Consider the following 15,282-nt stretch of genomic DNA (forward strand, 5'->3'; position numbering starts at 1 on the left):
TTGGTAATGTAAAATTAGTATTGTCGAAATCCTCCAGAATCCCCCGGATTGCCACCGGGGGATTTATGATTATTCCATTGCATGTATGTAATAACGTAATACTTGCTCTATGTCTATTTTCACCTCTCGGAACGGGAATCCTAATTCACTAGCTTTTCCATTATGTAATGTGCAATTAATCACTTCATTATAAGGCGCTACATTATCTCCTACTTCTTGAACGAGTGCTTTTATTCCCGTACTTTCTTCTATGAAATGAATAACTTCGCTAGTAGAAACTACCCCGTTGCTACAAGCATTAATTGGCCCTTTTATGTCCTTCATTCCGCACCAAGCTAAAAATTCTCCTGCTTCTTTCTCATGTATAAATGACAACTCTCCATCTAAATGCTTCACCGCGACAGGCTCTTGCTTCACAATATGTTCAACGTAAAATTGTAACCTTTTCGTATAATCGTTTTCTCCAATAACAACTGGAAAACGTACTGCAACAACTGGAAATGTTGCGTGTTGAAATACAGCAGCTTCAGCTAATCGCTTGCCTTCACCATAATTAAAATCCTTCCTATCCCCATACGTAATAGCATACTCATACGGATTAAAGTTCTCTTCTAACAATCCTATTGCTGGCTCGTAAACAGCCATTGAAGATGTCATAACGTATTTCTTCGTTTTTCCTCGTAACACCACACATATTACCTTCGCTGCATTCGAGCTATAGCATAAATTATCGTATACGATATCATAACTTTTATCTTCTAGACGCTCTGCAAGTTGTTTTTCGTCTTCTCTATCGACAATCAGCCTTTTTACTGCACTTCCAAAAGGATCTTCTGTAATCCCTCTCGTCGCAATCGTTACATCGTGTCCATCTTGCAAAAGTGCTTCTACTAAATGTTTACCAAAAAATCTTGTTCCCCCTAGCACCAATACTTTTTTCAATTTCATCATCCCCATTTTGATAAAATGTAAAATAATACCTCTCTATTATAACTGCTCATATATAAAAAGCATGGAATTCGTTTAACGATTCCATGCTTTTCTGCAGAAAATATATTAACGTACTCGATATTTATAAATACAATAACAGAAGTATAAAATAGAAATTACGGATACATAAACCCATAGTTCATATACGAATCCCTCTCCCCATACTCCCATAAAATAAAAGAGTGAAGGCAACGTCAATGTTACCCATGATTGTACGAAGGCAATTCTTCCAAGATATTGATTGATATTCTTCTTTTGTGTATTTAATACAAAGAATAAATACCAAAGTAACGCCCACATAAACCACGTTAATGCATTAACAACATCGTGAAATTGAACAAATGAAACAACCATATAGAATAAAGCAATAATTGCTACCCACATACAAAACCAACCTAAACCGCTACTATCCATTCCTTTTATAAAGGTAACACCTACATATAAATAGGTTAATCCAAATAAGAAAGTAGCTGCATATGAATACACTGTCCAATTGCTTTGGTCAGAAATCATGATCAAATAGAACGGAATAATAATTTGTAGTGCACCTACAAATAAATTAAAAACACCCGCACTTTTCATCTCTGCTTTCCCTAATATAACAAGACTATTTAAAAATAAAGCTGCACCCGAAAGTAATAATCCTACGTACCCCATATATCCTCATGTGAAAACCTTACATTTTCACACTGTACCCTCCCCGTCTTGTAAAAATTATATTATTCCTTATTCTCCTTCTTACTTACAACTACATACAAAGTTTTTTCGAAAATAAGTCAGACTTCCTACCTTAAAAAACAATAGAAAAACCCTTTTTATACATGTCATACAGTAATGATTTCAATCAAAATATATCACGCAATAAAAACGCTTTCAATAATACGTAATTCAAGCAAAAAGCTAATAAGATTATTTGATTATAAACGCACTTTAACAAGGATACAAGTATTGGAATACTTTTCAATAGAACCGGTTGCTATTCAAATGCTATGGTCAGTAATATTTTATTACATTCTCTTTCCTAAATTAAACATATTACTGACCCAAAGCAACATAATAAAGAATACAATTTATTATATACATAACATATCCTACAAAATAATAAGAGAATGCTTTACTAACTACATTAAATCATTTGATAGCCATTTTTATTATTTACCTGCCATCTCCAAGAATCTACACACATCTCTTCTAACCCATATTCTGCTTCCCATCCTAATTCTCGTTTCGCTTTAGATACATCAGCAAAACATACTGCCACATCACCAGGACGACGCCCTATCACTTTATAAGGTATTTTTCTACCTGAAACCTCCTCAAAAGCCTTTATCATCTCCAACACACTATACCCTTTACCTGTGCCAAGATTATATGCCTCTATTCCTTTCATCTCAAGTACTTTCTCAAGTGCCTTTACATGTCCTTTTGCAAGGTCAACAACGTGAATATAATCACGGACACCTGTCCCATCTTTCGTTGGATAATCGTTTCCGAATATATTTAGCTCCTTTAACTTACCTACCGCCACCTGCGTTACATATGGCATTAAATTATTCGGAATCCCATTTGGATCTTCTCCAATACGGCCACTTTTATGTGCTCCAAATGGATTGAAATAACGAAGTAACGCAATACTCCATTCATCATCAGCTTTTGCCACATCACGCATAATTTGCTCAATCATTAATTTTGTTTGCCCATATGGATTTGTCACACTTAGTGGAAATTCTTCTGTAATTGGTGACGTTTTTGGAATTCCATATACAGTTGCAGATGAACTAAAAATAAATTTTTTAACATTATGTTTCTGCATCACATCACATAGTATGATCGTGCTTATTATATTATTATAATAATATGTAAGAGGAATTGTAGTTGATTCCCCCACCGCTTTAAACCCAGCAAAATGTATAACCGCTTCAATGTTATTTCTCAAAAAAATCTCATTCATTTTTTCACGATTTAAAACACTTTCTTTATAAAATTCGAATTGTTTTCCTGTTATCTCTTTTACTCGGTTTAAAGACTCGATTGAACTATTTGAAAGATTATCTACGACTATAATTTTATAATTATTATTTAATAATTCTATACACGTATGACTACCAATATATCCTGCTCCACCCGTTATAAGTATCGCCATATATATAGTCCCCCACTAATTATTAATTATAAAATTTTATAACCTCAATACATATCTATCCTACCATAAAAAGACTGATAATTCCAAAAATTTATTTTTAATTATTATTCATAAAAAAGAGCCGCATAACCTTTACGTTATGCAACTCTTTAACATACATATGTGTCTATATCTTTATTTATTAATCAAGAAAAAATAAAAATCACTCGGAAATTTCATCTTGTTAAATTACGTAGCAATATACACTTAAAAAGTGGGCAAGGCTTCCCAATAACACGAACACGTGAAAAATTTCATGATGCCCCATATGTTTAAACTCTAACCATTTTGGCTTTGTTCCATAAATAAATCCACCAATCGTATAAAGAATGCCTCCAAGCACTAGCAGCACGATACCTCCTGCACTTAAGTTAGCAGCTAACGGTGCAAAGAACAAAACAATTAACCAGCCCATTGTAATATAAATTGCTGTTGATAACCATCTCGGGCAACTAAACCAAAACATTTTAAAAACAATACCACAAATGGCAGTTGCATAAACTAAACAAAATAATAATAAACCGTTTGCGGAATGTAATGTAATTAAACAAAATGGTGCATATGTACCTGCAATCAATATAAAAATCATAGAGTGATCAAGCTTCCGAAAGAAATAAATAACACGTTCACTGGCTACAACACTATGATATACAGCTGATGCTGTATACAGAACCATCATTCCGATGCCAAACAAAATAACAGCTGTAATTGCCGCAAAAGATGGCATCTTAATAGAAACTTTTACAAGCATAGCTAATAATGCAATAAATGATAATACAGCTCCTCCCAAATGGGTAAAAGCATTAACTGGTTCTCTTACATAGGTATTCATATATACACCCCTCATATAATTACATGTAGTTTTAATAACTACATGTAATTATATACGCATTATTATTAGAGGTCAACATTTACAATTCATTTGTTTCGTAATACCATATTTAGAGATAAACTAAACATTATGCTCCACTAAGTTATAAAAGTGAGGGGTTCTACGTGGAAAATATAAATAAACTGCTTGAAACATTACATTTAGAAAAAAATATTACGCTTGAGGATATTCCAAATGTCGACTTGTATGTAGACCAGGTTGTCCAATTATTTGAAAATACTTATGCGGATACAACAAGAACCGATGATGAAAAAGTATTAACAAAAACAATGATTAACAATTACGCAAAAGGGAAACTGTTTATTCCAATCAAAAATAAAAAATACTCAAAAGAGCATATGATTTTAATCAGCTTAATTTATCAATTAAAAGGAGCCCTTTCCATTAATGACATAAAAAGCTCCTTAGAAAATATAAATGAATCCTTATTAAGTGATGATTCATTCGAATTAAATACACTATATAAAGATTATCTTTCTCTTACCGAAAACAACGTCGAAAGCTTTACACAAGACGTAAATAACCGTGTTTCAGAAGTAAGTGAAATTTCTTCCTTAGAAGATCCGAATCTAGAGAAATTTTTATTACTAACATCATTTGTGTCGATGAGTAATATGTATAGGCGCTTAGCTGAGAAGTTGATCGATGATTTAGAAGGAGCCTAATAACTATAAAACGCTACCTGCTTTTAGGTAGCGTTTTATAGTTATTAGAATGAACTTCAAGTATCCTCTCATGTTTATTTTTTCTATTGAGATTTTACTATTTCAATAGAAAAAAGCACATTCTGCATATTAGCAAAATGTACCTCCCCTTAAAATTATAATTTTTATTGTTTCTTTATTAGCAATCCAAAGCGATCACAATACTCTTTTACTAATAATTTACACATAGCATAGAAAATGAAAACATTAATAATAACAATAAACATTCCCATATTCGTATTAGAGCCCGCATACAGAACCATTACTATATTTAAAAAGATTGTTAACGTTAATCCTAATGCTATTCCTGTCCACTTCATTTCATATAGCAGTAAAAAGATGACAAATACTAATGCTGGGAAAGCATATCTCTCATGCATTTGCGTAGGTAACATAAAGAACGCAAAGCTTATAAAAGTCGCTGCTTTTAATAGAACTGCCGTATTCATATGACGATGGAAAAAGACATATAAACAAGTTAATGCCGCTGCAATAGATAAGAGTATTAATCCAACTGTTTTCAATGTAATATGTGGTAAAATTTGAATAGTATCCACTGTATTAGGATCCGTACCAATCGCGTAATACCAAATGTTCATAGCAAATACAGTTACCGTTGGGAACGTACCTACCGCATTTAAATATGCTTGTTTTAACATCGTGATAAATGTTCCATGCGCTGCGAAATACAAACCGAATATTAATAAAGGAATACAGAACCCTATTATAAATTTGGTTAATTGCTTGCCCTCTTTTTTTTCCCAAATGATTTTTAAGAAATACATAGCAAATACAGGCGCAATTACGATCGATTGAAATTTAGCCAGTAACGCTATAGCGTAAATAGCACCAGACCAAGTTGGCTTAGACATTAGTAATAAAATAGAACTAACCATCAATATACTATGTAGCATATCTACTTGACCCCAAATAGTTCCATCCACTATAACGGCTGGACTAAATGCAAAAAATGTTACTAATGCTGCTCTCACAATCGAATTGTTTATCCTTTTAGAAACTATAGCAAAGATAATTATAGCTACTACTTCAAATACAATGGATGGGACTCGAATTAAAACACCTGCAGCTTCCACATATGTATTAAAAAATGACAATATGCCTCCATAAATACCTAAAAGAGCTAAGAAAAATGGCGGATAGTTTACTAAATCTCCATGTGCATACACATCACCTAGTCCATATTTACCTACTGTATTCATCCAATCCACAAAAAATAGTTGATCTCGTTCATATCCTTCTAAATGAAATGCTAAATATAAACGTAATAACAGAGATGCAACAACTACTACAATCAAATAAAAATGAAGCCATTTTAAACTCCACCTATCTTGAGTAAAATTCATTTAATAAACACCGTCCTTACTTTTTATAGCTTACAACAATTAAATTGAAATTGATTTACTTATATAAAAATATACTCCTCAATGAATTAACAATTTCTCCATTCAATGGTAAAAAAATTAAATAAATATACTAACATACAAAAAAACAATCGTCAATCACGTATTAGTTAAAGTCCATTCAAATTGTCTGCTCTATAAGTAATCCCCAAAAAAATATCCACCTTTAAAGTGGATATTTTCATTTATTTAATTGCCTCATGAACTTTTAATTGTTTACCTTTTATCGTTGTATTTCTCATAACCTTTAAAACAAGTGGTCCTTTTCCATTTAATATTTCAACATACGAAACATTATCTTGTATTGTAATAATACCTATATCATCAGCAGAAACACCTTGAATTTTAGCAATTGTACCAACGAAATCTACCGCCCTAATTTTCTTTTTCTTTCCGCCATTAAAGTACAATTTCATAATTCCTTTGTTTAGGTCTGCATTTTTATCTTTCTTTATAATTGGTTTAGCATATATCTTTTCTTCAAATACTACTTTCCCTTTTATAACCTCTTCTTTTGAAGGTGCCAGTTCCTTTGGAATTTCAAATCCGATATATGCCTCAATCTCTTCTAAAAATCTATTTTCATAAGGCGTTATAAATGTAATAGCTTTTCCATTATTACCAGCTCGTCCCGTCCTTCCAGTACGGTGCACATAGCTTTCTTTTTCTAATGGAATATCGTAATTAATAACATGTGTAATATTATCAATATCAATTCCTCTCGCAGCTACATCAGTTGCTACTAAATAACGGAACTTTCCTTTTCTAAAATCATCCATAACTTCAAAACGATCTTCCTGTACCATACCACCGTGTATTTTGTCACAAGGATAATTAACTCGTTTTAGCTGTCTATATACATGGTCTACGTTTTCTTGTGTACGACAAAAAATAATGCAACTGTCGGGATTTTCAATCATAGTTACATCCTTAAGAAGTGAAAGCTTCTCTTCTTCCCTAACTTCAAAAAGGGTATGTTCAATTTTATCTGTTGTAATCCCAGCTGCTTTAATTTCAATATGAGTTGGTGCATTCATATATGTACGAGATAACTTTTCAACATCTTCCGGTAGGGTTGCTGAAAATAGCATTGTCATTCTTTTTGTAGGTAATTCATCAATAATTGCCTCTACTTGATCGATAAAGCCCATATTTAGCATTTCATCTGCTTCATCAATCACTAAATATTTCAATCGCTCTAAAGAAAGGGTCCCTTTTTCAATATGATCCAACACACGTCCTGGGGTCCCCACTACAATATGCGTCTTTTGCTTTAACTCTAATTTTTGACGTGCAAAAGGAGATTTACCATAAATTGCAGCAGCTTTAATTCTTTTGAATCGCCCTATATTCGTAATATCTTCTTTCACTTGAACAGCAAGTTCCCTCGTTGGTGTTAAAACTAATGCTTGTGGTTTATTCTCTTCCCACTCTACCATTTCACAAAGTGGTATACCGAACGAAGCCGTTTTCCCACTTCCCGTTTGCGACTTTACAACAAGATCCTTCTTTTGCAATGCAACTGGAATAACCTCTCCTTGCACTTCTGTTGGATGCTCATATCCTAAACCAGTAAGTGCTCGTCTTACTTCTTTACTTAATGCATAATTACTAAAGCTTTTTTTACTCATATATTAACCTCATTTAATTTTATATTTAACTTATTCTGTTCTTCATACCTCACTTTAGACTATAGTAAGATACTATATTAATCCACTGTTTTTAATTCGTTTAAACCTAAATTTATCTAAGTATAATTTTAAAATAGGAAAAGGCAGCCTTAATAATAAGTCTGCCCTATCTATACTGTATTCATTTTTTACGGAACTAATTTTTTCACAACTGGTATTCTTTGCAATACTAACGTAATTACCAGACTAAGAACAATTGTAATCGTTACATTAATAGGTATTGCCAATATTGCATGTACACGCTCATTTACCTTAGGGAAAACCATGTACAACAAGTTATTTAATAAGAAGAAGTGAAGAATATAGATTCCAAGACTTGCTTGATTTATAAAACGGAATAACAATGGTAATTCTCGTTCTGATTTTTGGAAAGCATATTTGAAAAATACAAATAATCCAATCGCCATCAGTACAACGCCTGGCGCAAAATATCCGTACCAAAACTGCTCTAACTGTCCATTTGCTTTTACTGTATAGTAATATGTAATAAAGAATGTACTAATAAATCCTACAAGTCCTCCAATGTAAGAAATATTTCTCCACTTTTTCGTAATATCGTAATTGGATAAGTAATAACCAAGTAAGAAATACCCTACATAATTTGTAACGTAAAATAATTCAATATTAAAGTTGATAGGATAATAATATTTAACTAAATTGACTACAACAGACGCATATAGCCATAAAATTAAAAAGTATTCTATCTCTCTTTTTTTAGCATTCTTCACAAAGATTTTCAGTAAAGGTGTAATTAAATATATACCTACAATCATGTATAAGAACCATAAATGTCCCCCAATTGTATCCGTTAAAAAGTGCTTTATCCCTTGCTTTAAAGATGCCGGGAAATATCCTGCATATGCTCCATATGCATAAAATATAGCACTCCAAGCTACAAAAGGTATAATTACTTTACTTGCACGCTTCTGTAAAAATTCCCCAACTGAAATATCTTTCGTTCCTTTTAACAATAAAGCTCCACTAATCATTACAAAAATCGGCACACTCGCACGTGAAATCGATTCAAATAGATTACCAGCCATCCAGCGTGATACATTATTTGCATCTAACATAGAAGCATAACCAGCAGAAACGTGAATTGTAACCACTGCGATTGTTGCTAATACACGCAACCAATCCATATATACTAAGCGCTTCATTAACAGCCCTCCTAAATTTACCTATTTAACTTTTCTTTTCCAAACATAATTTTACATCAAATAATGCTATGTTTAAACACATTTTAGTTATATGAACTTACAACATAGGCGGCTAAATTTTAATTTTAAAATATAAACATGAAAACCTTTGACTTATGAGTGAAAATAATGTAAATTATCCTTTGGACGAACATTTTTAAACAAACTGAATGAAATATTCGTATTTTAGGGGTGTAAATGATGGAAAACGTATTCGACTATGAAGATATTCAATTAATTCCTGCAAAATGTATTGTGAACAGCCGCTCTGAATGTGATACAACTGTCACTTTAGGTAAACATAAATTTAAATTACCTGTCGTACCTGCTAATATGCAAACGATTATTGATGAAAGAATCGCAACTTATTTAGCTGAAAATAATTACTTCTATATCATGCATCGTTTCCAGCCAGAGAAACGTATCTCATTTATTAGAGACATGCAATCACGTGGATTAATCGCTTCTATTAGCGTTGGTGTAAAAGAGGACGAGTATGAATTCGTACAACAATTAGCTGCTGAGCAACTTACACCTGAATACATCACGATTGATATCGCGCACGGACATTCTAATGCGGTAATCAACATGATTCAACATATTAAAAAGCATTTACCAGAAAGCTTCGTTATCGCTGGAAACGTCGGAACTCCAGAAGCGGTAAGAGAATTAGAAAACGCTGGTGCTGACGCAACAAAAGTTGGTATTGGACCTGGTAAAGTTTGTATTACTAAAATTAAAACAGGCTTTGGAACTGGCGGTTGGCAACTAGCTGCACTTCGCTGGTGTGCAAAAGCTGCAAGTAAGCCAATTATCGCTGACGGTGGTATTCGTACACACGGCGACGTAGCTAAATCTATTCGATTTGGGGCGACTATGGTTATGATCGGTTCTCTATTCGCTGGTCATGAAGAGTCTCCAGGGGAAACAATCGAAAAAGACGGCAAACTTTATAAAGAGTATTTCGGTTCAGCTTCTGAATTCCAAAAAGGCGAGAAGAAAAACGTTGAAGGTAAGAAAATGTTCGTTGAGCATAAAGGTTCTTTAGAAGACACTTTAATCGAAATGGAACAAGATCTTCAATCTTCTATCTCTTACGCTGGTGGAACAAAATTAGACTCAATTCGTACTGTAGATTATGTAGTCGTGAAAAACTCTATTTTCAACGGTGATAAAGTATATTAATTTTTAAATTTAACTCGAAGGACAAGCAATTTTATGCTTGTCCTTCTTTTTCATATATAGAAATGTTAAATATTTTCATTTTACTGAATTTTCTAGTATCATGTTTTTAGATACTTATAATAAGGGGGATATAACAAATGAAAAATATAATTGAGAAACGCCATATTCGCGCAGAAGTCCCTACTGAACTAACATGGGACCTCTCTGATTTATATGAATCTGATAAAGAGTGGGAAACTGCATTACGTGTATTAACAGACGATTTAAAAAAACTTGATGCGTTTAAAGGAAAATTACATACTAGTCCCACTACCTTATTGCATTGCCTGCTTTTAGAAGAAGAGCTTTTAATGAAGTTAACAAAACTATACTCCTATGCAAATTTAAAAGAATCAACTGATCGTACAAATCCAGTTATTCAAGCGAACTCTTCCAAAATTGCTGCTTTATGGACGAAAGTACATACTGCATTATCCTTTATCCATAATGAAATCCTCTCATTCGACGAAGGAACAATTGAAAAATATTTAGCTGAAGAAACAAAACTCGAACCTTTCCGTAAATCATTACTAGACATACTAAAAAAAAGGCCGCACACGCTCTCTCCTGAAACAGAAGAAGCTCTTGCTGCACTTGGCGAAGTACATAGTTCTCCATACAAAATTTACGGTATGACTAAATTAGCCGATATGGATTTTACCTCCATACAAGATGAACAAGGAAACGAACTCCCTGTATCATTTGCATTATTTGAAAGTAAATATGAGTTTTCTCCAAGCGTAGACATACGTAGAAAAGCATACTCTTCATTTGTTTCCACGTTGAAACGATATAAAAATACAGTGGCAACAACATATGCGACTGAGGTAAAAAAACAAGTGACACTTTCTCGCTTACGCAAATTTGAATCTGTTACTCATATGCTTCTAGAACCTCAAAAAGTTCCACTTGAAATGTATAACAGTCAACTTGATATTATTTATAAAGAATTAGCGCCTCATATGCGCCGTTTTGCAGATTTAAAAAAGAAAGTATTAGGACTCGATCAAATGCTGTTCTGCGACTTACATGCACCTTTAGATCCCGAATTTAATCCAACCATCACATACAAGGAGGCTGGTAAATTAATTCAAGATTCTTTAAAGGTATTAGGCGATGAATATAGTTCCATTATCGAAAAAGGATTTAAAGAGAGATGGGTCGATCTTGCAGATAATGTAGGGAAATCAACAGGGGCATTTTGTTCAAGTCCATATGGTTCTCATCCATACATTTTAATTACATGGCAAAATACGATGCGTGGATGCTTCACATTAGCCCATGAATTTGGGCATGCTGGTCATTTTTATTTAGCAAATAAAAACCAGCGTATTATGAATGTACGTCCATCTATGTACTTTGTCGAAGCACCATCTACGATGAACGAATTACTATTAGCCCAGCATTTATTAGCGACGACTGACGATAAGAGAATGCGTAGATGGGTGATTCTGCAACTACTCGGCACATATTATCATAACTTTGTTACTCACTTACTTGAGGGGGAATATCAAAGAAGAGTATATACCCTAGCAGAAGAAGGAGAAGCACTTACAGCTACAACTTTAACTGAAATAAAAACAAATGTCCTTTCGACATTCTGGGGAAATTCTGTAGAAATTGACGAGGATGCTGGCTTAACTTGGATGCGTCAACCTCATTACTATATGGGCTTATATTCTTACACCTATTCCGCAGGCCTCACCGCATCTACTGCGGTAGCTCAAATGATTAAAGAGGAAAGGCAACCTGCCGTTGATCGCTGGTTAGATGTACTTCGCGCTGGTGGTACGATGAAACCACTTGAATTAATGAAACATGCTGGAGTAGATATGTCAAAACCAGATGCAATCCGTAAAGCTGTTTCTTACGTCGGTTCCTTAATTGATGAATTAGAACGCTCTTATCAAGAATAAAAAATAAGCCCTCGCTTTATGAGGGCTTGTTTCATATTTATTTTCCAAATCTTTTACGGTATCCACATTTTCTGCATAGCTCTTCGACTGCAACTCTTTTCGAAAATCCATCGACAATGTTTGTTGCTCTTTCACCTTCTATGATGTTAGAAAATGAGTCATTATTAATATTCCCAAGGTTAATAATCCCCTCACCATCTAAACAACAAGGAATAACCGTTCCGTTCGCTAAAATACCAGCTTGATTTCGAAGACCATGACAGAATCCTTTTCCATCATCCTCTTCTTCATGTAATGCTGGCCACTGGAATTCATAGTCTTGATTAATGAAGACACGTTCCGCAATTTTTATACCTTTTCCTGGTGTAAGCTTCTCTTCGATTTGATAAGATAGACCAAACTCATTTTCAATGATGGATAATAAATCTCTATTTTTCTGGATTTCAGCATTTGTTTTATTATCCTGAGTTAAATTCCATAACCGTAGTGAAACAATTAAATCCGATTGACTTGTCGCCTCTCTAATGAAGGAAAGTATACTCCTTACATAACCTTCTTTATCTTGCGAACCTGGATGCCCATCAAAACTGTGCAGTGAAAAATTCATTTGTCTTAAAGCAGGCTTATTTAACAGTCTATGCCTTCTTTTATTAATTAACGTTCCGTTCGTTGTAATATTAACTTTAAACCCTTTTTCATGGCTTAAATCTAACAGTTGATCTATTTTCGGATGGAGCAATGGCTCACCCTTCACGTGCAAATAAATGTAGTCTGTGTGAGGTTTAATTTGGTCTAATCTTTTAGCAAAATCCTCCACAGAAATGAATTGCTTCTGCCTTTCCGTCGGCGGACAAAAGCTGCACGCAAGATTACATACACTCGTAATCTCCAAGTAAAACTTTTTAAACTTCTTCACCTTTAATTCCTCACTTCTATGACTACTTATACTTTTTCCTCTTCATATTACAACACACTTTTTTATAAATAGAAACATACTTATTTTAGAAAACCTTCGTACTACCTATTAATGTTTAAAAGACCATCGGTGGTTTTTTTCCAATGGTCTTTTTATATACAAAAAGTAAATTTATTTATGATACGGTTCCCCACGATTAATCCGAAATGCCCTATACACTTGCTCAAGCAATACTAATCGCATTAATTGGTGTGGTAATGTCATCTTTGAAAAAGAAAGAGATTCATTTGAACGCTTCATTACTTCTGAACTTAGTCCAAGTGATCCACCAATTACAAATGCAACTTTACTCTTTCCATATGTAGCAAGACGATCTAAGCTTACTGCAAATTCTTCTGATGATTTTTGCTTTCCTTCTATCGCTAACGCAATGACATGCGTATCGTCAGAAATTTTATCCAGTATACGTATACCTTCTTTTTCTTTTACAATTAACATTTCTGCTTCACTTAAATTTTCTGGCGCCTTTTCATCTGGCAATTCAATTACTTCTACTTTTGCGTATGCAGATAATCGTTTTAAGTATTCTGCTATACCTTGTTTTAAATATTTTTCTTTTAATTTCCCAATTGAAATAATCGAGATATTCACACTCATTCCCCACCTTACAAACATGTTATCCACATAACTTATCCACATATCCACAATTGTTACCCACATATTGTGTGAGAATCTGTGTTCGATACAACATATGTCGCCTCGTTTTGACAAAATTCACATGTTTTTTTCTCTTTTTCCGAGTTATCCACATTGTTAATAACTGGCGCAACTTCACACTCATCCACAATAATATCTAAAGCTAATTCAACATGTTCTAAACAACAAGGTAAATTCATATTCTTCACCTCACTTTTCTACAATAGAAAACAGGAGGTAGGCCCTCCTGTTTTTAATACTTTTGAATGCCTAGTTTAACCGTTGTTGTTGCTCGTTTTGTACCACGATAAAACGTAAGAGTCATTTTATCATTAATTTTTTTATCATATAAGGCCGTACGGAATCCGATAATATCGCGAACCGGTTTTCCATCTACTGCTACAATCACATCGTGTTCTCGTAAACCAGCATCTACACCTGGCGAAGGACTTTTCACATCTAAAATGCAAACTCCCTCTGTTACATTGCCTGGTAAATGCAATGTTTTTGACCAATGGTAATTTGGAATCTCATTTAACGATCTAAGTTCAATTCCAACATACGGTCTCCTTACTTTTCCATACTTCTCTAATTCATTCATAATTGGAACAGCTCTAGTAACTGGAATAGCTAGTCCAATTCCCTCTACTTCTTTTGCTGCAATTTTCATTGAGTTAATGCCAATTAATTGACCTGCCGCGTTTACAAGTGCACCACCACTATTACCTGGATTAATTGCTGCGTCTGTTTGCAATACTTCTACTTGCCAATCATAATGTCCATCTTGATCTAAATCCACAGGGACAATACGTTCATTAGCCGAAATAATGCCTTGTGTGACAGTTCCAGAAAATTGCAGCCCGAGTGGGTTTCCAATCGCAATGACCGGTTCCCCTCTACGAACAGTATTAGAATCGCCAATTTCAATTATTTTTTTTACATGCTTTGCATCTATTTCTAGTACAGCTAAATCTGTGACTACATCAGTTCCTAATACTTTTCCCGGAATCTTCTTACCATCACTTAAACTTACTTCAATACGATTTGCTCCAGCAACAACATGATTATTCGTTACAATATAAGCTTGACCATCTGTCTTTTTATAAATTACACCCGATCCTGTACCAGCTTCTGAATCTGCCTCTGAAAAATTATCTCTTTGAATATTAATAACGCCAACAACAGCTTCAGACGCACGATCAACAGCATCAACAAAGCTAATCTGTTTAATTCCTTGAGCTTCAGCCATATTACTTCCGCTTGCTTCAGCTTGCGGAAGCGCCCCCGCATCATTCGCAAATAAAGGAGCTCCAAATGCAAATAACGAAGCTCCTACAATCGTTCCTGCTATACTAGAAATAACAATACCTTTATGCTTCTTTTTTCTTGCACGTTTCATACGATAATTCTCTTCATCAATAAAGGACATATTTGTTCACCCATCTTCCTGA

At 33.9% G+C, this 15,282-nt stretch carries 14 protein-coding genes; 3 read left to right on the plus strand and 11 right to left on the minus strand.

Going from position 1 to position 15,282, the window contains the following annotated elements:
* Positions 1–69: 69 nt before the first annotated feature.
* The 4 genes from AC3WTA_RS25405 to trhA all read right to left on the minus strand — a co-directional run bounded on the left by AC3WTA_RS25405 (position 70) and on the right by trhA (position 4,004).
* Positions 70–957, minus strand: coding sequence for an NAD-dependent epimerase/dehydratase family protein (locus tag AC3WTA_RS25405; protein ID WP_050552136.1), 888 nt, complete (start codon positions 955–957; stop codon positions 70–72).
* A 99-nt stretch (positions 958–1,056) separates the two neighbouring features.
* On the minus strand, positions 1,057–1,647 hold the full coding sequence (locus tag AC3WTA_RS25410) for an AmiS/UreI family transporter (protein WP_000542574.1): 591 nt from the start codon (positions 1,645–1,647) through the stop codon (positions 1,057–1,059).
* A 469-nt stretch (positions 1,648–2,116) separates the two neighbouring features.
* A complete protein-coding gene (gene galE / locus AC3WTA_RS25415; RefSeq protein WP_000996152.1) occupies positions 2,117–3,133 on the minus strand; it encodes a UDP-glucose 4-epimerase GalE in 1,017 nt (338 codons plus the stop codon).
* Positions 3,134–3,356: 223 nt separating this feature from the next.
* Entirely contained in the window at positions 3,357–4,004 is a 648-nt protein-coding gene (trhA, locus tag AC3WTA_RS25420) for a PAQR family membrane homeostasis protein TrhA (protein WP_001099732.1), read from the minus strand.
* 164 nt (positions 4,005–4,168) lie between these two features.
* On the opposite strand from trhA, the gene AC3WTA_RS25425 reads away from it, so the two are divergent.
* The gene (locus tag AC3WTA_RS25425; protein WP_000427911.1) at positions 4,169–4,729 is read left to right on the plus strand and encodes a DUF1836 domain-containing protein; all 561 of its coding nucleotides are present in this window, start codon (positions 4,169–4,171) and stop codon (positions 4,727–4,729) included.
* A gap of 164 nt (positions 4,730–4,893) precedes the next feature.
* Here AC3WTA_RS25425 and AC3WTA_RS25430 read toward each other — a convergent pair whose 3' ends face one another.
* The 3 genes from AC3WTA_RS25430 to AC3WTA_RS25440 all read right to left on the minus strand — a co-directional run bounded on the left by AC3WTA_RS25430 (position 4,894) and on the right by AC3WTA_RS25440 (position 9,040).
* Positions 4,894–6,132 (minus strand): hypothetical protein, encoded by a 1,239-nt coding sequence (locus AC3WTA_RS25430; RefSeq protein WP_001011936.1) that lies wholly within the window; start codon positions 6,130–6,132, stop codon positions 4,894–4,896.
* A 242-nt stretch (positions 6,133–6,374) separates the two neighbouring features.
* On the minus strand, positions 6,375–7,820 hold the full coding sequence (gene dbpA, locus AC3WTA_RS25435; protein WP_000039357.1) for an ATP-dependent RNA helicase DbpA: 1,446 nt from the start codon (positions 7,818–7,820) through the stop codon (positions 6,375–6,377).
* A 188-nt stretch (positions 7,821–8,008) separates the two neighbouring features.
* Complete coding sequence (locus AC3WTA_RS25440; protein ID WP_000827021.1) at positions 8,009–9,040, minus strand: acyltransferase; 1,032 nt, start codon at positions 9,038–9,040, stop codon at positions 8,009–8,011.
* A gap of 240 nt (positions 9,041–9,280) precedes the next feature.
* Here AC3WTA_RS25440 and guaC point away from each other — a divergent pair, with 240 nt between their 5' ends.
* Positions 9,281–10,264: a GMP reductase gene (gene guaC / locus AC3WTA_RS25445; RefSeq protein WP_000432444.1), complete on the plus strand. Its 984-nt coding sequence runs from the start codon at positions 9,281–9,283 to the stop codon at positions 10,262–10,264.
* 137 nt (positions 10,265–10,401) lie between these two features.
* Entirely contained in the window at positions 10,402–12,219 is a 1,818-nt protein-coding gene (gene pepF, locus AC3WTA_RS25450; protein WP_000789358.1) for an oligoendopeptidase F, read from the plus strand.
* 37 nt (positions 12,220–12,256) lie between these two features.
* On the opposite strand, the gene AC3WTA_RS25455 is transcribed toward pepF, so the two are convergent.
* From AC3WTA_RS25455 to AC3WTA_RS25470, 4 genes are all read right to left on the minus strand, one after another.
* Positions 12,257–13,135: a radical SAM/SPASM domain-containing protein gene (locus tag AC3WTA_RS25455; RefSeq protein WP_000713629.1), complete on the minus strand. Its 879-nt coding sequence runs from the start codon at positions 13,133–13,135 to the stop codon at positions 12,257–12,259.
* 171 nt (positions 13,136–13,306) lie between these two features.
* Positions 13,307–13,786: a 23S rRNA (pseudouridine(1915)-N(3))-methyltransferase RlmH gene (rlmH, locus tag AC3WTA_RS25460; protein WP_001027003.1), complete on the minus strand. Its 480-nt coding sequence runs from the start codon at positions 13,784–13,786 to the stop codon at positions 13,307–13,309.
* A 59-nt stretch (positions 13,787–13,845) separates the two neighbouring features.
* Positions 13,846–14,031, minus strand: coding sequence for a CxxH/CxxC protein (locus AC3WTA_RS25465; RefSeq protein WP_001052827.1), 186 nt, complete (start codon positions 14,029–14,031; stop codon positions 13,846–13,848).
* A 53-nt stretch (positions 14,032–14,084) separates the two neighbouring features.
* Positions 14,085–15,260, minus strand: coding sequence for a S1C family serine protease (locus AC3WTA_RS25470; RefSeq protein WP_000008035.1), 1,176 nt, complete (start codon positions 15,258–15,260; stop codon positions 14,085–14,087).
* Positions 15,261–15,282: the final 22 nt, after the last annotated feature.

Source organism: Bacillus sp. EB106-07-01-XG149 (assembly GCF_058791555.1).